This is a genomic window from Streptomyces sp. NPDC043861, from assembly GCF_056435905.1.
Map to the genome: position 1 here is coordinate 46,830 of NZ_JBWKDP010000016.1, position 21,742 is coordinate 68,571.

A 21,742-nucleotide genomic window follows, 5' to 3' on the forward strand; every position below is an offset into this window, starting at 1 on the left:
ATCATCTGCGATGACTCGAAGATCACTTTATGAAGGCTGCCACCACACTATTCCTAGCTGTAATAGCGCGTGTCGCCTTATTCGTATATGAGCAATAAGCCTGGCGATACCCCCTTCGGGTGCGTGGGGGCCGCCGTGATTTGCGAAAGCCGTACCAGAGACGGCTCACCGGAGGGGGTTCATGCCACTGAATGTGTCACCACACCTCGGTAGACGCCAGCCACTCCGGCGGTGGGCACGTGGACGTTGAGGGTGGGGTGCCAGGAGACGGAATTACTGCCGGAGCCAACCGGACGGCTGAACGCCGTACGGAAAGCGGCAAGGGAACCGGAACGACCGGGAACGAACGGACCATTGAACGCATCGATCGCAGCTCCAGGGCGGTACACCACCCCACCTCCAGAGATCGTCTCATGGGGCCCATGCGAACCCGCCGTGAAATCCCTGCCCACGGTGACGGTCGCCGTCCAGGCGGCATCCCGAGCGGCCCGCTCATCGATCACACGAACCTCGCCGAGCCGGCCCGAGGCAGTTCCCCCGGGATGTGCACGGGACAGCGCAGCCGCGCACGGCACGGATACGTACAGGCCCCCCGGCGCGACCACCTCAAACCTCTCCCAGGTGTCCGCGCTGTCTGCTGTCTCGTCGGCACAGGCCGGCGCAGTACCCAGCGCAGCAACCACCCCGGCCATGACGAACACACCCCTCGCCAGCGAAATTCCACTCCCGTTACGACTTGCCATAGAAGTACGGTATGAGGAAACAATCACTCATTCGCACTTTAAGTCATCTGATGGTGGAATCCTGCTCCCCCTTAGCTGGGACTGTGGAGCAGCCTGCAACCGACCTTCATTCCCTCCTCGCCATTGCGGCGATCCGGTCGGCATACGTGCGGTACGCCTTGCGCCCGGCCGAGGTAGAGCCGTCGCCGGCGAGGGCGGCGCACTGCTTGAGCGTGGCACGGTGGAGTGCGAGCGGGGCGGTGACGCGTACCGAGTAGCCCTGCCCGCGGCGGATGGTCCGACCACTGCGCAGCGCTTCGCGGATCTCTGCGACCTCGGTGGCCTTGAGGCGCTCGGCGAGCAGGCCGGGCACGTCGATGACGTGCTGCTCAGGCTCGGGCGCCTGCTCCTGGCCCTCGTCGTCGGTGGCCAAGCCGTCGAGTTCCTCCAAGGCGTCGCCGATGTCGCGGGCGCCGGCCGCGTCGAGCACCCTGCGGATGGTTCTGGGTGCGACGCCGTACTGCCGGGCGAGCGCCTTCACCGCGGCACCCTTGGCGTACGCGTCGACGACGTCGGCCGCCTGGTCCTCATCCAGCGCGGCCGGACGCCCCAGCGTCTTGCCCGCGGCCTCGGCGGCGGCGACGCCTTCCTTCGTGTTCTCGCTGATCATGTCACGCTGGAACTCCAGGACCCCGGCGAGCATCGTGACGAACAGTTTGGTCTGCGGGTCGTCGGCCACAAGATCGAAACCGGACCAGGCGCCGGTCGCGATGCGACAGGTGCGCGTCCGGCTCCGCCGGGCCGCCGCGCTCCGGCACACCTCCGCGTCCCCATCGCCCCGCGCCGCCGGTGACCCGATCGCCGCCGGAAGCCTGCCGAACGCCGGTGTCCCTGCGCCGAACGGCAGCCGGATCGCCGCAGGTCGCCGCACACCTGCCGGTGGCCGGCGGGTGTCGGCGCACGGAACGCCGGGTCGCCGGACTGCCCATGGACGGAGGAGCCGACGACGGTCACCATGGCCTCATGGCTCACGACGCTGCTCGTACGCCCCTGGTGGAACCGTCGCCGTCGGCGATCCCGGCCTCGGCCGGGATCGTGATCGTCGGTGGTGGTGTGATCGGGGCCAGCATCGCGTTCCATCTGGCCGAAGCGGGTGTGGACGACATCCTCCTGCTGGAGCGGGACACGGCGGCATCCGGCTCGTCGGGCAAACCGATCGGTGGCGTACGCGCCCAGTTCTCCGACCCGCTCAACATCCGCCTCGGGCAGCGCAGCCTGCGAGCGTGGCGCGACTTCACCGAGCGGCCCGGCGCGGATGTGGGGCTCAGCAGCGTCGGCTATCTCTTTCTTCTGAGCCGCGACCAGGACGCCGCGGCGTTCGAGGAAGCCGCCGCCGTGCAACGGGAGTTGGGCGTGGAGAGCCGGCTGATCAGCCCCCGGGAAGCCCAGGAACTGTGCCCGTACATCGACCCGTCGTCGGGAATCGTCGCGGCCGCGTACTCCCCGGACGACGGATACGCCCTGCCGAAGGCGGCAGTCCTCGGCTATCTGCGGGCGGCACGCGACCTGGGCGCGGTCGTGCGCACACACTGCGCGGTCACCGGCATCGACAGCGACGGCGGCACACTGCGGGCGGTGCACACGACGTCGGGTACGGTCCGCACCGGCGCCGTCATCTGTGCGGCGGGCGCCTGGTCGGCCGCGATCGGGGCCATGGCCGGCGTACCGCTGCCGGTCACCCCGCTGCGCCGGCAGATCGCCCTCACCGGACCGCTCACTCCACGTCCGCCGCGTATCCCCTTCACCCTCGACTACGCATCGACGCTGTACTTCCACAACGACGACGCCGGCGGGCTGATCCTCGGGCTGTCCGACACCCGCCAGGAGCCGGGCTTCGGACGGGACTTCAGCGAGGAATGGCTGGAGCCGTTCCGAAAGGCCGCGGCCCTGCGCGCGCCCGCGCTCGCCGCGTTGGAACCGACGGGGGGCTGGGCCGGACTGTATGAGATGACGCCGGACCGCAACGCCCTGATCGGTGAGGCGGCCGGGGTCTGCCGATTCCTGTACGCCACGGGCTTCTCGGGTCACGGCTTCCTCCAGGCGCCCGCGGTCGGCGAGATCGTCCGCGACCTGTGGCTGGGGAGGGAGCCGTTCCTCGACGTCGGCCCGCTGACGGCGACCCGCTTCGAGGGGACTGCCGCCATCCGGCCCGAAGCCCACATCATCTGAACGGCACCCGATGTCCTTGTGGTTGCCACCGTCGCCGCATGGCAGTCGCGTGCCGCCGTCAACCGTCGGCTCTGCTCGATTTACGGGCCGAAGGTCCACGACGGCCGGTGCGGGCCGTCGGCAGCCGTCGGGAGGCACGGTGCACGACCTCTCGGCCTCCATGCGGCACAGAAGGACGACTCACCGGCCCGGGCCCGACAGGCTTGCCGAGGCATGAACCTAGTGCTGTGACCGGATAGGTGTGCCGGGAAGCTCGCGGCGTCCGGTGCATGGGGTCTCCCCCGGCCCCTTGGGGCCGCGGGGACGCATCGCAAGGCGGAGTATCGCCCTCGTACTGGATGTACTCGGGTGATGCGACAACGCAGCGAGGTGCCGTGCAGGGCGTCGCGAGCCGGTGAACCTATCCGGTCACAGCACTAGAGGGGCGGCGTGACCATCACCGCACCGCCCGGCACCGTCGCACCGCGCGGCCAGGATGACCGTGCGTCACTGCGGCGGGCGACGGCTGCCGCTCCGGCGGCTCGGGGAGGTGCAGCCGGTACGCCACTGACCGGCGGCGCTCGTCACCCTGCCGGGCCGCCACCGCCGAGGCTGCGACCGGGTGACCGGCGGTGGCCGGGGTGACCGCGGGAAGTCCACCCCCCTGGGCCGGCGGGCCGTCGTGGGTGAGCCGTTCACCGCGCAGGCCGACCCGCGCCCCAGGACGCGGGACGGAATCGCGCGCCACTCCTGGCAGGCGGCTGGGAGGACCCGCATTCCGGGCCGGCGTCTGAGCCCGGTCACGAGGACGCTGCTGCGAACCGGGCGGGAAGATCCACGACACCCCCGCAGTTAGTGGAAGCGTGAACAACTTTGGGGCACGAGTCGTGGACGTAGTCGTCATAGGCGCGGGACAGGCGGGGCTGTCCGGTGCCTACCATCTGCGGCGCGCGGGCCTCCGCCCCGACGTGGACTTCGTGGTCCTGGACCACTCCCCCGGGCCCGGGGGCGCCTGGCAATTCCGCTGGCCCTCGCTGACCTACGGCAAGGTCCACGGGATGCATGCACTGCCGGGCATGGAGCTCACGGGAGCGGACGAAAGCCGTCCGTCGTCCGAGATCATCGGCGCATACTTCACGCGGTACGAGCACACCTTCGATCTGCGGGTGCGCCGGCCGGTGGATGTCCGGGCGGTGCGGGAGGGTGACGGCGGCCGGCTGCTGGTGGAGACGTCGGAGGGGGCGTACTCCGCACGTGCACTCATCAATGCCACCGGTACCTGGGACCGGCCCTTCTGGCCCCACTACCCCGGTCAGGAGACCTTCCTCGGGCGCCAGCTGCACACGGCGCAGTACCCGGGACCGGGGGCGTTCGCGGGCAAACGCGTGGTCGTGGTGGGCGGCGGGGCCTCGGGTACCCAGCATCTCCTGGAGATCGCCCGGATCGCGGCGGGGACCACCTGGGTGACACGACGCCCGCCGGTCTTCCGTGAGGGCCCGTTCCGCGAGGAGCAGGGCCGGGCGGCGGTCGCCATGGTCGAGGAGCGCGTACGCCGGGGGCTGCCCCCGCTGAGCGTGGTGTCCGTCACCGGGCTGCCGCTGAACGACGCGATACGACGTGCGCGCGCCGACGGCGTCCTTGACCGGCTGCCGATGTTCGACCGGATCACCCCGACGGGCGTGGTGTGGGATGACGGCCGCACGATCGAGGCGGATGTCATCCTCTGGGCCACCGGCTTTCGTGCCGCGATCGACCACCTCGCTCCGCTCAGGCTCCGTGAGCCCGGCGGCGGCATCGCCCTGGACGGGACGCGTGCCGTGCGGGATGAGCGCGTCCATCTCGTCGGCTACGGACCGTCGGCCTCGACGATCGGCGCCAACCGGGCGGGCCGCGCGGCGGTCCGGGAGATCAAGCGCCTTCTGGACCTCGAACCGGGCCCGGTGGAAGCGGCCCTGTGAGGCGAGCCTCGGACATCCGGTGGGTCAGGCGGTGACCTCTGCCGGCTGGGCATCCCGCCGGACCAACTCGGCGTAGCGCCCGGCCCGGTCCAGCAGGTCCTCATGGCTGCCGCGTTCCGCGATCCGTCCCCCGTCGAGCACGACGATCTCGTCCGCCTCCCGCACCGTCGACAGCCGATGGGCGATGGTGATGGTGGTGCGGCCGGCCGACAGGGCGTCGATGGCCTGCTGCACCGCGTGCTCGGTACGCGTGTCGAGGGCACTGGTGGCCTCGTCCAGGATGAGCACCGGTGGGTCGCGCAGGATGGTGCGGGCGATCGCCAGGCGTTGCTTCTCACCGCCCGAGAACCGGTACCCCCGTTCGCCGACGAGCGTGTCGTAGCCGTCGGGCAGGGACGCGATGTGATCGTGGATCTGGGCCGCACGTGCGGCCGCCTCCATCTCCTCGGCCGTGGCGTCGGGCTTGGCGAACCGCAGGTTCTCGGCGACCGAGGCATGGAACAGATACGTCTCCTGGGAGACGACGCCCACGGCACACGAGAGCGTGTGGAAGTCCAGGTCGCGGACATCGACGCCGTCGAGCGTGACCCGGCCGCCCGTGACGTCGTAGAGCCTGGGCACGAGATAGCTCAGGGTGGATTTTCCCGACCCGGTGGGTCCGACGACGGCGAGGCTGCCACCGGCCGGAACGGTGAGGTCGATCCCGTCGAGCGTCGACAGCCCGCTCTTCTCGTCGTAGCTGAAGGCGACGCCCTCGAAGCGGACTTCGCCGCGGACCTTCTCCAACCGGACCGGCTTCTCCGGCTCGGTGATGTCCACCGGGAGGTCCAGATACTCGAAGATGCGCTGGAACAGCGCGAGCGAGGTCTGTATCTGCACCCCGGTGGAGAGCAGGCTCACCGCCGGGCGGAACAGGCCCTGCTGGAGCGAGACGAAGGCGACGAGCGTACCGATCGACAGAGCCGGGCCGCCACGCTGCAGGGTGAGTCCCGCTGCCCAGTAGAGGAGCGCGGGCATGGCGGCCATGACGATGCCGATCGTGGCCATCCGCCACCGGCCCGCCATGCTGGAGCGGACCTCGAGGTCGACCAGCCGTTCGGACTCGTCGGCGAACGCGCTCGTCAGCGAGTCGGCGCGGCCCATGGTGCGGCCGAGCAGGATGCCGCTGACCGACAGCGATTCGGTGACCGTGGCGGCCATCGCGGCCATCTGCTTCTGCCGCTGGGTCGTGATCTTCTTGCGTTCCCCGCCGACCCTGCGGCTGATCCACACGAACACCGGCAGCAGGACCAGCGAGACGGCCGTCAGCCGCCAGTCCAGGGCGAGCATCGCGACGATCGTGGCCACGACGGCGGTGAGGTTGGAGACCAGGGACGTCGCCGTGGACGTGACCGTCGCCTGCATGCCGCCGATGTCGTTGGCGATGCGCGACTGGACCTCTCCGGTACGGGTCCTGGTGAAGAAGGCGAGCGGCATGCGTTGCAGCTGGGCGTAGACCCCGGTGCGCAGGTCGTGCATGACGCGCTGGCCGACCGTGGTCGAGATCAGGGTCTGCAGCACGCCGAAGACGCTCGTCGTCACGGCGGTGAGGATCATGCCGAGCGCGAGCAGCGAGAGCAGTCCCGTGCGCCCCTGCGGGATCGCGGTGTCAAGGATCTCGCGGAGCAGGAACGGCGAGGCGACGCCGACGAGCGACGAGGCACCGACGAGCATGCCGACGAGGGCCAGCCTGGCCCGGTACGGGCGGAAGAGTCGGAGGATGCGCCGCACCTGCGTGGACTGCTGCTCCTGCGGAGGCGGGCGCGTGGGATCGAGCGGCCGATCGGGGGGCGTCCAGGACGGACCGTCGTGAGGGCGCATGGGCTCCTTCCGGGGCAGACGTTCTCAGCTTGGCTGGGGATCAGTCGAACTTGAGGAGCATAGCTCATTGTTACCTATACTCACAATGAGCATGGTCCTGTATCGTTCCCCGCATGACCACCCCCGCCCCTGCCCCCGACGCGGACGGCCTGCTGGCCGAGCAGTTGCTGCGGCTGACCCGCCGGCTCCACCGCATCCAGAAGCGGCACCTGGAGCCGGTCGGCATCACGCCCGCGCAGTCCCGGCTGCTGCGCGTCGTGGCGCACTACGACGGTGCTCCCCGGATGGCCGATCTCGCCGACCGCCTGGAGGTCGTGCCGCGCGCCGTGACCACGCTGGTCGACGGCCTCGAGTCGAGTGGCCGGGTCCGGCGCGTCCAGGATCCGGCCAACCGCCGGGTGGTGCGAGTCGAGCTCACCGAGAGCGGCCGGGCCACCCTCCGGAAACTGCGCAGCGCCAGACGGGCAGCCGCGGAGGACATCCTGGCGCCACTGAGCGCCGACCAGCGCGAGACGCTCGGCGGGCTGCTGTCCGCGCTGGTGGACCCGGCCTAGGGTCTTTCGTTCGGATCGGGCTGGATCGGTGAGCCGAGTCCGGTACGTGCGATCGCAAGGCGCAGGAAGGAGCCCACGCGGAGCGGGGGCGACCGACGACAACGCGGCGAGCGTGCGTACCGGGGCACGCGAGCCCTGGCAGTATCCAAACGAGAGGCCCTGGTGGCGCGCGGGAGGCAGGTGCGGTCGCATGGTCGCACAGGGGCCACCGAACCACTCCGGCTCAGGATCCGCGACTCTCCGCTGGCAATGTAGGCAGTTCGTCGGCGGTGGACCAGCAAATCCGCAGCTTCCTCAGCCATTGACCACGAGCAGTAGCGGTCGGTCGTACGGCACTTCTGTCAGTCTGCGGGTCGCCGGTTCGACACGATGGGTTCGGCGGTGGCGGCGAGCAGGGCGGTGTCGTCGTCGACCTGGTCGGGGGTGTTCAGCAGCTCCAGGGCCCGTTCGGTGATCTGCTGGGGGTCGGTGCGGGCGGCGGCGGGCAGCGCGCCGCAGGTCTGGCGCAGGGCGGCCAGGCAGTCGTCCAGGGACAGCGCCCGGTTTTCCACCAGGCCGTCGGTGTACAGCAGCAGGCTGGTGCCGGGCGGGAACGCCACCTCGCAGTCGACCGGAGTGCTGCCCAGTCCCAGCGGCAGCGTCGGGGGCAGCTCCAGGTAGGCGGTGTCGGTGGCCAGCAGCAAGGGCGGCAGGTGCCCGCTGGCGGCGTAGCGCAGGCGGTGGCGGCGTGGGTTGCAGACCGCGTACAGGCAGGTGGCGAAGCGTTCGGCGGCGAGCGACTGCAGGTAGGCGTCCAGCCTGGCCAGCACCTGGGCCGGGCCGGCGCCGTCCATCGCCAGGCTGTGCAGGGCGGAGCGGAGTTGGCCCATCACGGTGGCGGCTTCCACGTCGTGGCCCATGACGTCGCCGATGGCCAGCCCCACGGCACCGTCGGGCAGTGCGAGCACGTCGTACCAGTCGCCGCCGACCTCGGCGCCGCGGTTGCTGGCCCGGTAGTGGGAGGCCAGGCGCACCCCGGACACCTGGGGCAGGCGGTGGGGCAGCAGGGCGCGCTGCAGGGTCAGCGCGAGGCGGCGCTCGTTGTAGTACCGGATGGCGTTGTCGTAGGCCAGGGCCAGGCGGTGGGCGAGGTTCTCCAGATACTTGTGCTCGACCGCGGAGTATTCGGTGTGCCGGACCAGTACCAGGGCCCCCAGTGTCTGGTCGTGGGCGTGCAGCGGCAGGGCCAGCACGGCGGGCGGCGGGTGCGGGCCGGCTGGGGCCGGTGCGGTGCCGTTGATCGCGTGGGTGGCCGCGGTGGCCAGGGCCTCGCGGGCAAGAAGGGGGGTGCCGGCGATGTACGCCTGGGGCAACTGCGCCGGGGCGGGTGCCGCGGCGGCTAGGTGGATGCTGATCTGGTCGGCGAACTCGGGCAGCAGGATCTGGCCGGCAGCCTGCAGTATCCGGTCCGGATCGAGGGTGGCGGACAGCCGTAGGCCCGCGTCGGCCAGGGAGGCCAGCACGGCCAGTTGGCTGCGGGTCTCGGTCAGGACCTGTTCGCGCAGCCGGGACAGTTCCAACCCGGTGCGGACGCGCGCCAGCAGCTGGCGTGCGGAGAAGGGTTTGGCCAGGTAGTCGTCGGCGCCGGCGTGCCGGCCCTGCACCGCTTCCTCCTCGCCGGCGCGGGCGGTGAGCAGGACGATGGGCAGGCGGGCGGTGCGCGGGTCGGCGCGCAGCGCCCGGACCAGCTCCAAGCCGTCCATGCGGGGCATCATCACGTCGCTGAGCACCAACTCCACCGGCTGCGCCAGGGCAATCTCCAGGGCCGCTCGGCCGTCGGTGGCGAGCAGCACGTCGTAGTCGGGCTGCAGGAGTTGGGTGAGGTAGGCGCACATGTCGGCGTTGTCGTCGACGACCAGCAGGCGGGCCCGGTGGGGGCGGTCGGTTTCGTGCGGGCCGGGGCCGTGGGGGGCATCGTGGGTCGCGGGGGCGTGCGGGGTGCGTGCCGAGGGGGTGGCCGCGGCGGGGACGGGGTCGGCCGCCAGCCAGCCCAGCGCCTCGTCCACATAGGCCGCGGCGCGTCCGGGCCGGCCGCCTCCGCCCTCCCTGGGGGTTTCCCCGGGGGATCCGGTGCCGGTCGCGGATGGGTCCGGGCGGGGCCGGTGGGTTGCGGCGAAGGGCAGGTCCACGGTGACGGTGGTGCCCCGGCCGAGCCGGCTGTCCACGCCGACGGTGCCGCGGTGCGCTTCCACCAGGTCCTTCACCAGCACCAGGCCGAGGCCGCTGCCCTCGTGGGAGCGGGAGCGGGCGCCGCGGACCCGGTGGAAGCGCTCGAACAGGCGCGGCAGCTCGTCCGCGGGGATGCCGGTGCCGGTGTCGGTCACGGTCAGCCGGGCCCGGTCGCCGGCCGCGGCCACCTGCACCCGGGCGCCGCCGGTGAAGGTGAACTTCAGGGCGTTGCTGAGCAGGTTGAGGATGATCTTCTCCCACATCTCCCGGTCCAGGGACACCGGCTTGGGCAGCGGCAGGCAGTCCACCTCCAGGGTCAGCCCGGCCGCCTCGAAGGCGGAGCGGAACACCCCGGCCAGCTCGGCCGTGGCACAGGCGAGGTCGACCGGCTCGAGGGCCGGGCGCATCTGGCCGGCCTCGGCCCTGGCGACGTCCAGGAGGGTGTTGACCTGCTTCAGCAGGCGCAGGCCGCCGCGCTCGGCCAGCTCCAGTTGCTCGCGCCGCTCCGGCCGGTCCTCGTCGGCCAGGGCCTGCTGGAGCGGGCCCAGGAGCAGGGTGAGCGGGGTGCGCAACTCGTGGCTGACGTTGGCGAAGAAGGTGGTCTTGGCCCGGTCCAGCTCGGCCAGCGCCTCCGCCCGCCGGCGCTGCTCGTCGTGGGCGAGCGCGGCCGTCAGCGCCCCGGCCACGGCGGCGGCGAGCACCTCCAAGAAGTCCCGGTAGGCCCCGGCAGGCGGAAAGCAGGGGTTGACGCCCACCACCAGGACGCCCTCCACCTGGCCCGCGCAGTGCAGCGGCAGGGCCAGCGCCTGCTCGACCGGGAGCCGGGGGGCCGCGGCGTGCTGCCCGGCCGTGTTGCCGCCGCTGAGCGCGGCGGCCGGCAGTGTGGCAGGTGCACCGTCGGCGACCACCTGCGCCAGCCGGGCCGCGACCTCCGACCCGTCGCCCGCGCTCAGCGAGACGGCCTCGGGCGCCGGCTGGAGCCCGGCGGACGCCGCCGGCCGCAGCATCCCCGGCTCTGAGGCCAGGTACAGGCACAGGAACGGGATCTCCTCGGGATAGCAGCCCAACACCTCCGCGACGACGCGGGCGACCTCGCCCGGGGTGGGCAGCCCGGCGGTGCGGGCGCCGGTCTCGCTCAGCAGGCGCAGCCGGCGCTCGCCCAGTACCCGGCCGGTGGTCTCGGTGATGATCTGCAGCACGCCGCCGGCGGTGCCGTCGTCCAGCAGCACGGGCTGGAAGGCGGAGTCGAAGTAGCACTGTTCCGGAAAGCCGTGGCGCTCCATGATGAGCGGCTCATCGGGGATCAGCAGGGGCTTGCGGGTGTCGGTCACATAGTGGAAGTGGGAACTCACGGGGTGGACCCAGACCTCGGGAAACACATCCTTGTAGGGCCTGCCGAGCGCCCAGGGGTGTTTGGCGCCGACGATGGGTGCGGAGCCCAGGTTGTACAGCGTGGCGAATTCGGCGCCCCAGTACAGAGCCATCCCGTGCTCGGACGTGAGCATGAGGCGCAGGGTGTCCACCAGAGGCCCCGGCCAGGACTCGGGCGACCCGAGCGGCGTCGCCGCCCAGTCGATCCCGGCCAGAAGCTCGCCGAACGCGCCGGCCTCGGCGAACATCCGGGCCGCCGCGGTGCGCGGGTCATCGGGCCGGGTCATCGAGAAATCTTCCTCCTGGCGCCCATGTGATCCGCCCGCGCCCTCCCAAGGCTGCCGACGGCCACTCACTGCGGATCTTCCGGGCAGATCGGACGCCGGATCCGACGGTTCCGACGACACTCCTGCCGGAATTGAAAGGCTAAAATAGCCAAAAGGGTGATTTGACCAGCAGTGTACGCCTGCAGCCGCACGCCGACGGCGGGGCGATCGCCCCTGTGGGCGAACACCGTCGCCGACAGCCGTCGCCGACGGTGTCAGCCGCCTCATCGACGAAGCCACCCCGACCTGGCGCGACGCGGCCCCGTGGGACCGAACAACATCCGCGGGACGAAACAACGGAGAAAACGGCCTCCGACTACGGCGCGGTCTTCGGCCGCGTCGATCCAGACGCACTCAATTCGCCGGTGGGCCGGGCCACTGCGTCCCCACCCCCTGGCGACAACGTACCGTGCCCACAGCACACGCCACTCGGAGGACAATGCACGCGGCCAAGCGGCCCAACCAGTGCGCATCGAAGTCGGATTCCGGCGTTTCCGCAGGAACCGTTGCGTACGAAGTCGCGGATCCTGCGCCGGGCCGCCTCATACGAAGTCGGCCCGCCTCAGCAGCGCCTGCGGTCCTCCGTCACCACCCCCTGGACCGTCGTCAGCACGCGGTCGTAGCAGCCGTCCGGGGCCTGGGGGCCGCGCAGCCGGTAACGCTCCGACGTCGTACCGACCGCGTGGCGCTGGTCGCGCGGCACGTTCGCGGTGTACGTCGCGTCCCCCGTGTACGAGTCGTCGAGCCGCGACCCGGTGATGCGCCTGCCGTCACGCAGCACCACGGTGTCGGCCCGGTCCCCGAGCGTGAGCACCGTCCGCAGCCGGTCGCCCGTGCCCAGGGTGGTCCGGCCGTCCATCGTGTATCTGTGGCGCGTGCGTGTGGTGGTCCCGCCCGAGATCACGGACTCGTCGTCGGTCCAACGGGCCTCCAGCGCATCGGGGTTCTCGCCCTCGCCCCAACGGTGCACGGAAGCAACGGCGAGCGAGCGTGTCACCGAGGTCGTGGTCCGGCCGTGCGAGGTGTTCAGATATCCGGCGACGGAGAGCCGGTGGCTGCCCTCGGTCTCCAGTCGGTGCAGTGAACCCGGCCTGTAGTGGACGGAGTTGACCGGGGCGGTTTCCCGGTGATGGGTCAGGGCGCCGCTGACGACCGGGCTGCCCCGGTCCTGCCAGAGCAGCAGATTGGCCGGGGTGCTCCAGCCCGTCTGCCGGGCCGGCACTCCGGCGACCGACACCTCGATCCGATGCGGGCGGCCATCGTTGAGGACGGCTGCGAACGGTGTCAGGTCGTACGTCACGGGCTTGACGTCGAAGGCGCGCGGCCCCGGAATCACGTACCAGAGGAAGGGGTTGGACCAGCCCCCCGTCCACACGGTCGGGAACGGCGCGGCGATGCCCGCGAGTTGCCCGTCGACGCTGATCCGCACTTCGCGGTGGGGCCCTTCACCCGCCTTGCACGCATACGGAACGGGGTCGGGAACCGTCAGGTACCAGTACTCCTCGCAGCCGCCCCCCGAGCCGGTGGCGTACACCTCCGCGAGGATCCGCTCCGAGTTGCGCGGCGTGGTGAGGGGTTGCCCGGCCCGCAGCGGGAGCACACGGTCGGGGACCGCGGCGGACCTGTTCCGGGGGCCGTCCGCGGAGTAGAAGCTGAGCGTCACTCTGACGTCGATGACCCCGGTGTAGGTGTCGTCGACGACATTGCCGATGAGCATTTCGACGGGCTGGGCACGGCGCAGGGTGTCGGAGTAGCGGGTGACGTCCTTCTCCACGGACCAGATGATCCCCTCGGGCGAGGGCTGCGGAGTGGACGTGCGAAGGACTTCGACGCCGCCGATCGTGAGCTGTCCCAGACGGTCGTACTGGCGGCCCTTGACCTTGCCGTCGAGGCGCAGCACCACTTTGCTCCATCTGCTTCCGCAGCCTTCGGGTGGCAGGTAACTCCCCGTGTACGGCGTGAAGTCACGGAACTGCGCCTCGGCGACGGTGATGTCGCAGGACTTCGTGGCGGGGCGGGTGACGGGCGGAGCCGCGGTGACCGGGTCGTGCCAGTCGCTGCCGAACTCCGCGGGTGGCCCTCCGGGGCTGTCCGCCGCCGCGGGGCTCGCGCCGGACAGGGCCCCGCCGGCCAGCACCAGACTGACGAGCATGGACATGATCTGTCGTCGTCTCATGCGCCGGGAGTGAAGCGTGAGGGCCTCTCAGGCGCCAGAGGGCCCGGTGAATCATGGCGGATTCTGTCCCGTGGAACAGGAAAACCGGTTGCTGCGGCCGTCTCCGGAGAGCGAACCTTGCACGTCCGAGCCGCCTTTCCGAACAATCTGGGATGCCATGCAGATTCGTGATCTTCCGTATCCCGATCCCGGTGCGCCGGACGTCCGGTCCGGACTCGCCTTCCTGATCTGGCTGTGCCGCAAGCAGCTCGGCGCCCAGCTCGTCTCGCTGGCCTGGGGCATGCTGCACTTCGTCGCCGTGATGGCTCTGCCTTACGGCGTCGGCTTCGCCGTGCAGGCCGTCGTGGAGCGCTCGGGCACCGGGCTCGCCCAGGCTGGTGGGCTGATCGCCGTCGCCGCGGTCGTCATCGCTCTGGGTGACACGATGCTGCACCGTACGGCCGTCACCAACTGGATCACCGCCGCGGCCCGCACCCAGCAGTTGCTCGCCCGCCGGACTGCCGAGCTGGGCTCCGCACTCACCCGGCGGGTCGCCGCCGGCGAGGTGGTCGCGGTCTCCACCGGTGATGTCGAGAAGATCGGCTGGTTCGTCGAGGCGTTGTCACGCTTCCTCGCCGCCGCGCTGACGATCGTCGTGGTCGTGGTGGGGCTCCTGTTCTACCAGCCGGCGCTGGGAGTTCTCGTGGCCGTCGGCGTTCCGGTGCTCGCGCTCGGCGTGCTGCCGCTGCTCCCCCGGGCGACTCGGCTCGCCGATGCCCAGCGCGAGAAGGCGGGCAGGGCCACCGAGCTGGCCTCCGACACGGTCGCGGGCCTGCGGGTACTGCGCGGTATCGGCGGCGAGGACCTGTTCCTCGAGCGCTACCGACGCGCCTCTCAGGAGGTGCGCAGGGCTGCCGTCCGCAGTGCCCGGATGTGGTCGCTGATCTCGGGGCTGCAGGTGCTGCTGCCCGGTCTGCTGCTCATCTCGGTCGTCTGGTACGGCATCGGGCTGGTCGGCGACGGCCGGATCGGGATCGGCGAACTGGTCACCGTCTACAGCGCGGTGATGCTGCTGGCCTATCCGCTGAGGCATTTCGAGGAGATCGCGATGGCGTACTCCTTCTCCCGGCCGTCCGCACGGCGCGCGGCCCGGGTACTGGCGCTGGAACGCTCATCGGGAGGCCAGGAGGACACCTCCGACGCCGTACCGACCGGTGATCTGTACGACCCCGCAGGCGGGCTGCTCGCCCCGGCGGGTGAACTGACCGCCGTCGTGTGCGGCGATCCGGACGCGGCGGGACGACTCGCCGAACGGCTCGGCGGACATGCCACGGACCCGGAGGACCTGCCGTCCGTCCTGCTCGGCGGGACCGCCCTGGACGAGTTGCCGCGCGACACGGCCCGGACCGTCGTGCTCGTCCAGGACAAGGATCCGGTCCTGCTGTCCGGGACTCTGACCGAACTGCTCGATGTGCCCGCGTCCGGTGCCGTGTCCGCCGCCGAAGCCCTGGCCGCCGCCGAGTGCGGGGATGTCCTGGAGGCGCTGGCACAGGCATCGCTCGACGGTGATCCGATGAGCGCGCCCATCACCGAACGCGGGCGCTCGCTCTCGGGCGGACAACGGCAGCGGCTCGCTCTCGCCCGTTCGCTGATCGCGGATCCCGAGGTGCTGGTGCTCGACGAGCCGACCTCGGCCGTCGACTCGCACACGGAGGCACGGATCGCCGAAGGAGTGCGGACACTGCGGGCAGGACGTACGACCGTGGTGTTCACGTCGTCGCCGCTGCTGCTCGACCGCGCCGACCGGGTCGCGCTGATCCGCGAGGGAACGGTCACGGCCGTCGGAAAGCACCGGGAACTGCTGCACCGGGAGCCGCGGTACCGGGCGGTCGTGGCCCGTGAGACAGAGGCGGAACGGCTCACCCTGAGCAAGAGCCTGAGCGGCCACGGCCTGAGCGGCAACGGCCTGGGCGAAACGACGATCGAGGCGATCGACATCGAGGAGACGGCATGATCGGCGTGGCGCCGCCTGCGTACGACCCCGCAGCTCCCCGGACGGCGACCACCCTGCCGGTGGGCAGGCCCGCGACGGTCCGCGCCTATGTGCGCGAGCTGCTGCGGCGTCACCGCCGCGCCTTCGCGCTGCTGATCGCCGTCAACACGGTTGCCGTCGTGGCTTCGATGGCCGGGCCGTGGCTGCTCGGTTCGCTGGTGGAGCGTGCGGCGGACGGTGCGCGCGAGCTCCATCTGGGGCGCACCGTCGGGCTGTTCGCGGTTGCGCTGGTCGTCCAGGCCGCGTTCGTCCGGCTGGTGCGGCTGCGCGGCGCGATGCTCGGCGAGCGGATGCTGGCGGACCTGCGCGAGGACTTCCTCGTACGGTCGGTGGGGCTGCCGCCGGGTGTGCTGGAGCGGGCGGGCACGGGCGACCTGCTGTCACGGATCACCACGGACATCGACCGGCTGGCGAACGCGATGCGCGAGGCCGTGCCGCAGCTGACGATCGGTGTCTTCTGGATCGTGCTGCTGCTGGGCGGGCTGACCGTGACCGCGCCGCCGCTGGCACCGGCGGTGCTGGTGGCGGTCCCGCTGCTGGTCCTCGGCTGCCGCTGGTACTTCAAACGTGCGCCTTCGGCGTACCGTTCGGAGGCCGCGGGGTATGCGGCGGTGGCCGCCGTGCTCGCCGAGACGGTGGATGCGGGGCGGACGGTGGAGGCGCACCGGCTCGGTCCCGGCCGGGTCGCGCTCTCCGACCGGCGGATCAAGGAGTGGACGGCATGGGAGCGGTACACACTGTGGCTGCGGTCGGTGCTCTTCCCGGTCATCAACCTCACCCATGCGACCGTGCTCGGTTCGGTGCTGATGATCGGCGGGGTGTTCGTGCTCCAGGGCTGGATCGGGATCGGGCAGCTGACCACGGGTGCGCTGATCGCGCAGATGATGGTCGACCCGGTGAACCTCATTCTGCGCTGGTACGACGAACTCCAGGTGGCGCAGGTGTCGTTGGGCAGGCTGGTGGGCGTGCGGGAGATCGAGCCCGAGGCGGGTGACGGCGACGTGCGTCCCGAAGGGCGCGCGGTCCGTGCGGACGAGGTGCGTTTCGGGTACCGCGAAGGCGTCGATGTGCTGCACCGCGTCTCCATGGACGTGCCTCCCGGCACCCGGCTGGCGCTGGTCGGCCCTTCCGGTGCGGGCAAGTCCACGCTGGGTCGGCTGCTGGCCGGGATCTACGCGCCGCGGGCCGGCCGGGTCACGCTCGGTGCGGCCGAACTGTCCAGGATGCCCGCCGAGCGCGTGCGCCAGCACGTGGCTCTGGTGAATCAGGAGCACCATGTCTTCGTCGGCTCACTGCGCGACAATCTGCTGCTGGCACGTGCCGGGGCGGAGGACGCCGAGCTGTGGGCGGCGCTGGGTGCGGTGGACGCGGACGAGTGGGCGCGCGCGCTGGACGGCGGCCTCGACGCCGAGGTCGGCTCCGGCGGTCTCTCGCTGACCCCGGCCCAGGCCCAGCAGATCGCCCTCGCCCGGCTGGTGCTGGCGGATCCGCACACTCTGGTCCTGGACGAGGCGACCTCGTTGCTGGACCCCCGCGCGGCCCGTCATCTGGAGCGCTCGCTGGCCCGGGTGCTCGACGGCCGTACGGTCGTGGCGATCGCCCATCGGCTGCACACGGCGCACGACGCGGATGTGATCGCCGTCGTCGAGAACGGCAGGATCAGCGAACTGGGCAGCCACAGCGAGCTGGTGGCGGCCGACGGGGCGTACGCGGCGCTGTGGAGGTCGTGGCATGGGTAGCCCGGACGAAGAGGCGACGGTCGCGGACAGGACGGCACGGGACATCGACGTCAGGCTCCTCACCAGGACCAGGGCATCGGTGGGGATCATCCGTCCTCTGCACGACGGACGCATCCTGCTGAAGCGGCTGCCCATCACCCCCGAAGGCCCGTGGACGCTCGAGGTCCATGAACGGGAGAGCCTCCTTCGGGGCGAGGTCTTCCTCGTGGGGCGTTCTGAGCCCCTGTCGTCGCTGACGCTGCCTTCCCCGTCGGCGGAGCCGGTGCCGGACGGCGGCTTCGTGGCCACGGACGGGGTCACCGTGTGGTCCGTGGCCGCCGACGGGAGCAGGCGCTGGCAGCTGGCGGACGACGTCCGCCCCGCGGCAGCCGAGTGGTTCCGGGTACGGGGGACGCCGGCGGTGAGCCCGGACGGTTCGCTCGTCGCCGTGGTGGTGTCCATGCCCGTCACCGAGCCGGCGACGTCCGCCCCCGTGGCCTCCCACCAGGACCCGGATTTCTCGACCGATGTCCTGCTGCTGCTCGACGCGATGTCCGGTGAGGTGCTCCAGCGGCGGAAGGTGGCCGTCGAGTCGGTCGACAGTGAGCTGATGTGGCACCCCGACGGCGACCTGCTCGCCGTGTCCTCCTGGGGCCTGTGGCACAGCTGGACCACGCACTGGCTCGAGGCACGGCGCGACGCGCTCCACCGGCTCGGGGGCACCCGGATGGGCGAGATCGCGGGGTTCGTCCCCGGGTCCTCGCGGCTGCTCACGGTCAGACGCTCCGAGGGACTGGCCGCGGACGACGAGGTCAACGAGATCGCGTGCCACGAGACCCGGACTTCCGAGTGCCTCGCCCGTGTGGACCACGGGGATCTGCTGGTCGTCCCGGGCGTGGGGGACTACTCCGATCTGTACCCCCTGGACTCCGAGCACGTGATCCTGGAGAGCAGTCGCCTTCTTGACGACGGATGCAACTGGGAGAGCATCCACTGGCTGTGCGACGCGGACACACTGAGGCCTCTGGGCCGCCTGCGGTATCCGGGCGGCCCGGTCCCCACGCGGGTGAGGCCGCTCGGGGACGGTACCTGGCTCACCCGGCAGGGTTCGCGGGTGCACCACTGGACGCTGGACTGAGCGCCGGGCCCGGGGCGGACGCGCCCGGGCCCGGCCCCGTCAGATGTAGTTCAGGGCGGCCGCCCCGCCCACTCCCCCGAGCAGCATGAACGCCGGCATCAGCACCTTCAGCTCCACCCAGCTGCCGGCCCTGAAACGCATGCCCTTGGGCGGGCCCAGCTGGTACCACCGCTTGCTGCCGACGGGGATGGGCCACAGGATCGGACAGCCGGAGACCGTGAGAGCGTCCCCGATGTCGTGCACCAGTGCGCCGAGCACGACCGGCAGGCCCAGCCAGAGATACTCCTGGCCGGGTCCGGTGAACAGCCAGTCGGAGCCGCTGCCCGGCTTGTCCAGGACTCCGGCGAGAATCCATGCGCTGGTCGCGCCGAGCAGCCACACCAGCACGTCGCTGGAGACCCGGGCGGCCCGCCACAGCAGCCCTTCGACGGCCAGCACGAGATGGACGAAGAGGATCGCGAGGACCGCCCAGCGGCCGCCGGTCATGGCCAGGGCCGAGGTGCCCGCACCGATCAGCACCGCCCACAGCCAGGTGTGGGTGAGGGTGCGATGGCCCCCGGTCCTGCGTTTGTCGCCCGGCTTCTTCGTCGCTTTGTAGACCGCGTAGGACAGCTTGTCTACGATCTCGCACAGGCCCCGTGAGATCGGCCCGAAGGCCCGGGAGATCGTTGCCGCGTTGTGGTCGAGATCGGGCGCCAGTGCCGCTCCGGCGCATATCAGTGCACCGACCACGAGTACGGGCCACGGCATCGGATGGCCGGCCGCGGCCGTCGCAGCCCCCACCCCCAGCCAGGCTGCCGCCCCGGACAGGGAGTGCGCCGGTCCCATCATGCTGTTCCCGCCCCATTTGTCTTGTTGTTGCGCCGAGTTGACGGGACAGGCTATCGGTAGCGATCTTCCTTCCGGCGGCCGGTTCCCTGATCCGGACCGAAGCCAGGCAAGATGGGGGGCGTGACCCTTATCGATCAGCTGCCGCCGGACGCCGACCCCGATGCCCTCTTCGAAGCCTTCTCGTCCTGGGCCGAAGACCGGGGCATCTCGCTCTACCCGGCTCAGGAGGAGGCACTGATCGAGGTGGTCTCCGGAGCCAATGTGATCCTCTCCACACCCACCGGCTCGGGAAAGAGCCTGGTCGCAGCGGGTGCGCACTTCGCCGCGCTGGCACGTGACGAGGTCACCTTCTACACCGCGCCGATCAAGGCGCTGGTCTCGGAGAAGTTCTTCGACCTCTGCAAGCTCTTCGGCACCGAGAACGTCGGCATGCTCACGGGCGATGCCTCGGTGAACGCCGACGCGCCCGTCATCTGCTGCACCGCCGAGGTCCTGGCCTCCATTGCGCTCCGCGACGGCAAGGACGCCGACATCGGGCAGGTCGTGATGGACGAGTTCCACTTCTACGCGGAGCCGGACCGCGGCTGGGCCTGGCAGATCCCGCTGCTCGAACTTCCCCAGGCGCAGTTCGTGCTGATGTCGGCCACGCTGGGCGACGTCTCGATGTTCGAGAAGGACCTGACCCGCCGCACCGGCCGCGACACGGCCGTGGTGCGCTCCGCGACCCGCCCGGTCCCACTCTCGTACGAGTACCGCACGACGCCCATCACCGAGACGCTGACCGAGCTGCTGGAGACCAGGCAGGCACCGGTCTACATCGTGCACTTCACCCAGGCCCAGGCGGTCGAGCGGGCGCAGTCGCTGATGAGCATCAACATGTGCACGCGTGAGGAGAAGGACCAGATCGCCGAGCTGATCGGCAATTTCCGCTTCACCACCAAGTTCGGGCAGAACCTCTCCCGCTACGTACGCCACGGCATCGGCGTCCACCACGCCGGCATGCTGCCCAAGTACCGCCGTCTCGTCGAGAAGCTGGCGCAGGCGGGCCTGCTGAAGGTCATCTGCGGCACGGACACGCTCGGTGTCGGTGTCAACGTCCCCATCCGCACGGTGCTGTTCACGGCACTCACCAAGTACGACGGCAGTCGCGTCCGTACGCTGCGCTCCCGCGAGTTCCACCAGATCGCGGGCCGCGCGGGCAGGGCGGGCTTCGACACCGCTGGATTCGTCGTGGCGCAGGCGCCCGAGCATGTCATCGAGAACGAGAAGGCCCTGGCCAAGGCGGGCGACGACCCCAAGAAGAAGCGGAAGGTGGTCCGCAAGAAGGCCCCGGAGGGCTTCGTGGGCTGGACCCAGAACTCCTTCGAGAAGCTCATCGCCTCCGACCCGGAGCCGCTGACCTCCCGCTTCAAGGTCACCCACGCCATGCTGCTGTCGGTGATCGCCCGCCCGGGCAATGCCTTCGAGGCGATGCGCAAGCTCCTGGAGGACAACCACGAGCCGCGCAAGCAGCAGCTCAGGCACATCCGCCGGGCCATCGCGATCTACCGCTCGCTCCTGGACGGCGGGGTCGTGGAGCGGCTCGAAACCCCCGACGCCCAGGGCCGGACGGTCCGGCTCACCGTCGACTTCCAGCAGGACTTCGCGCTCAACCAGGCGCTGTCCACATTCGCTCTCGCGGCCTTCGACCTCCTGGACCCCGAATCCCCGTCGTACGCCCTGGACATGGTGTCCGTCGTCGAGTCGACGCTGGACGACCCGCGCCAGATCCTCGCCGCCCAGCAGAACAAGGCGCGCGGCGAGGCCGTCGGCGCGATGAAGGCGGACGGCGTCGAGTACGAGGAGCGGATGGAGCGCCTGCAGGACATCTCGTACCCGAAGCCGCTCGAGGAACTGCTCTGGCACGGGTACAACCTCTACCGCAAGTCGCACCCCTGGGTCGGCGACCACCCGGTGTCACCGAAGTCCGTCATCCGTGACATGTACGAACGGGCTCTGTCCTTCACCGAGTTCACGTCCTTCTACGAACTGGCCCGCACCGAGGGCATCGTGCTGCGCTATCTCGCCGGCGCGTACAAGGCCCTCGACCACACCATCCCGGACGATCTGAAGACCGAGGACCTGGAAGATCTGATCGCCTGGCTCGGCGAGATGGTGCGCCAGGTCGACTCCAGCCTTCTCGACGAGTGGGAGCAGCTGGCCAACCCCGAGGTGGAGACCGCCGAGGAGGCCCAGGAGAAGGCGGACCAGGTCAAACCCGTCACCGCCAACGCCCGTGCCTTCCGGGTGCTGGTGCGCAACGCGATGTTCCGACGTGTGGAACTGGCCGCGCTCGACCAGGTCGCCGCGCTGGGCGAGCTGGACGCCGATTCGGGCTGGGACGAGGAGGCATGGGGCGAGGCCATGGACGCGTACTGGGACGAGTACGACGACCTGGGCACGGGACCGGACGCGCGCGGCCCGAAGCTGCTGTCCATCGAGGAGGACCCGGAGCACGGGCTGTGGCGGGTCCGGCAGACCTTCGCCGACCCCAACGGTGATCATGACTGGGGCATCGGCGCGGAGGTCGATCTGGCGGCCTCCGACGAAGAAGCCAGGGCCGTGATCCGGGTCACTGCCGTCGGTCAGCTGTGAGAGTGG

The 21,742-nt window shown here is 70.8% G+C and carries 12 protein-coding genes; 7 read left to right on the top strand and 5 right to left on the bottom strand.

Features of this window, described 5'->3' with window-relative positions; all coding sequences use genetic code 11:
* Positions 1–849: 849 nt before the first annotated feature.
* A complete protein-coding gene (locus tag AC068D_RS29670) occupies positions 850–1,461 on the bottom strand; it encodes a helix-turn-helix domain-containing protein (RefSeq protein ID WP_478826174.1) in 612 nt (203 codons plus the stop codon).
* 284 nt (positions 1,462–1,745) lie between these two features.
* On the opposite strand from AC068D_RS29670, the gene AC068D_RS29675 reads away from it, so the two are divergent.
* Entirely contained in the window at positions 1,746–2,951 is a 1,206-nt protein-coding gene (locus tag AC068D_RS29675; RefSeq protein WP_478826175.1) for an NAD(P)/FAD-dependent oxidoreductase, read from the top strand.
* 842 nt (positions 2,952–3,793) lie between these two features.
* On the top strand, positions 3,794–4,888 hold the full coding sequence (locus AC068D_RS29680) for an NAD(P)-binding domain-containing protein (protein ID WP_478826176.1): 1,095 nt from the start codon (positions 3,794–3,796) through the stop codon (positions 4,886–4,888).
* Positions 4,889–4,912: 24 nt separating this feature from the next.
* Here the strand turns inward: AC068D_RS29680 and AC068D_RS29685 are convergent, their stop codons facing one another.
* Positions 4,913–6,748: an ABC transporter ATP-binding protein gene (locus tag AC068D_RS29685; RefSeq protein ID WP_478826177.1), complete on the bottom strand. Its 1,836-nt coding sequence runs from the start codon at positions 6,746–6,748 to the stop codon at positions 4,913–4,915.
* Positions 6,749–6,861: 113 nt separating this feature from the next.
* Here AC068D_RS29685 and AC068D_RS29690 point away from each other — a divergent pair, with 113 nt between their 5' ends.
* Positions 6,862–7,302 carry a MarR family winged helix-turn-helix transcriptional regulator gene (locus tag AC068D_RS29690; RefSeq protein WP_478826178.1) on the top strand — a complete coding sequence of 147 codons (441 nt, stop codon included), beginning with the start codon at positions 6,862–6,864 and terminating at the stop codon, positions 7,300–7,302.
* Positions 7,303–7,643: 341 nt separating this feature from the next.
* Here AC068D_RS29690 and AC068D_RS29695 read toward each other — a convergent pair whose 3' ends face one another.
* On the bottom strand, positions 7,644–11,168 hold the full coding sequence (locus AC068D_RS29695) for a SpoIIE family protein phosphatase (RefSeq protein ID WP_478826179.1): 3,525 nt from the start codon (positions 11,166–11,168) through the stop codon (positions 7,644–7,646).
* 601 nt (positions 11,169–11,769) lie between these two features.
* Entirely contained in the window at positions 11,770–13,383 is a 1,614-nt protein-coding gene (locus AC068D_RS29700) for a peptide-N4-asparagine amidase (RefSeq protein WP_478826180.1), read from the bottom strand.
* Positions 13,384–13,540: 157 nt separating this feature from the next.
* Between AC068D_RS29700 and AC068D_RS29705 the strand changes: the two genes are divergently transcribed.
* From AC068D_RS29705 to AC068D_RS29715, 3 genes are read left to right on the top strand one after another with little or no spacing between them, the layout of a single operon-like run.
* Positions 13,541–15,376: an ABC transporter transmembrane domain-containing protein gene (locus tag AC068D_RS29705; protein WP_478826181.1), complete on the top strand. Its 1,836-nt coding sequence runs from the start codon at positions 13,541–13,543 to the stop codon at positions 15,374–15,376.
* A complete protein-coding gene (locus tag AC068D_RS29710; protein WP_478826182.1) occupies positions 15,373–17,154 on the top strand; it encodes an ABC transporter ATP-binding protein in 1,782 nt (593 codons plus the stop codon). Before AC068D_RS29705 ends, AC068D_RS29710 begins: the two co-directional genes overlap by 4 nt.
* The gene (locus tag AC068D_RS29715) at positions 17,147–18,271 is read left to right on the top strand and encodes a hypothetical protein (RefSeq protein ID WP_478826183.1); all 1,125 of its coding nucleotides are present in this window, start codon (positions 17,147–17,149) and stop codon (positions 18,269–18,271) included. Before AC068D_RS29710 ends, AC068D_RS29715 begins: the two co-directional genes overlap by 8 nt.
* Before the next feature lie 39 nt (positions 18,272–18,310).
* On the opposite strand, the gene AC068D_RS29720 is transcribed toward AC068D_RS29715, so the two are convergent.
* A complete protein-coding gene (locus AC068D_RS29720) occupies positions 18,311–19,102 on the bottom strand; it encodes a metal-dependent hydrolase (RefSeq protein WP_478826184.1) in 792 nt (263 codons plus the stop codon).
* Between the two features lie 111 nt (positions 19,103–19,213).
* Between AC068D_RS29720 and AC068D_RS29725 the strand changes: the two genes are divergently transcribed.
* Complete coding sequence (locus AC068D_RS29725) at positions 19,214–21,736, top strand: DEAD/DEAH box helicase (RefSeq protein ID WP_478826185.1); 2,523 nt, start codon at positions 19,214–19,216, stop codon at positions 21,734–21,736.
* Positions 21,737–21,742: the final 6 nt, after the last annotated feature.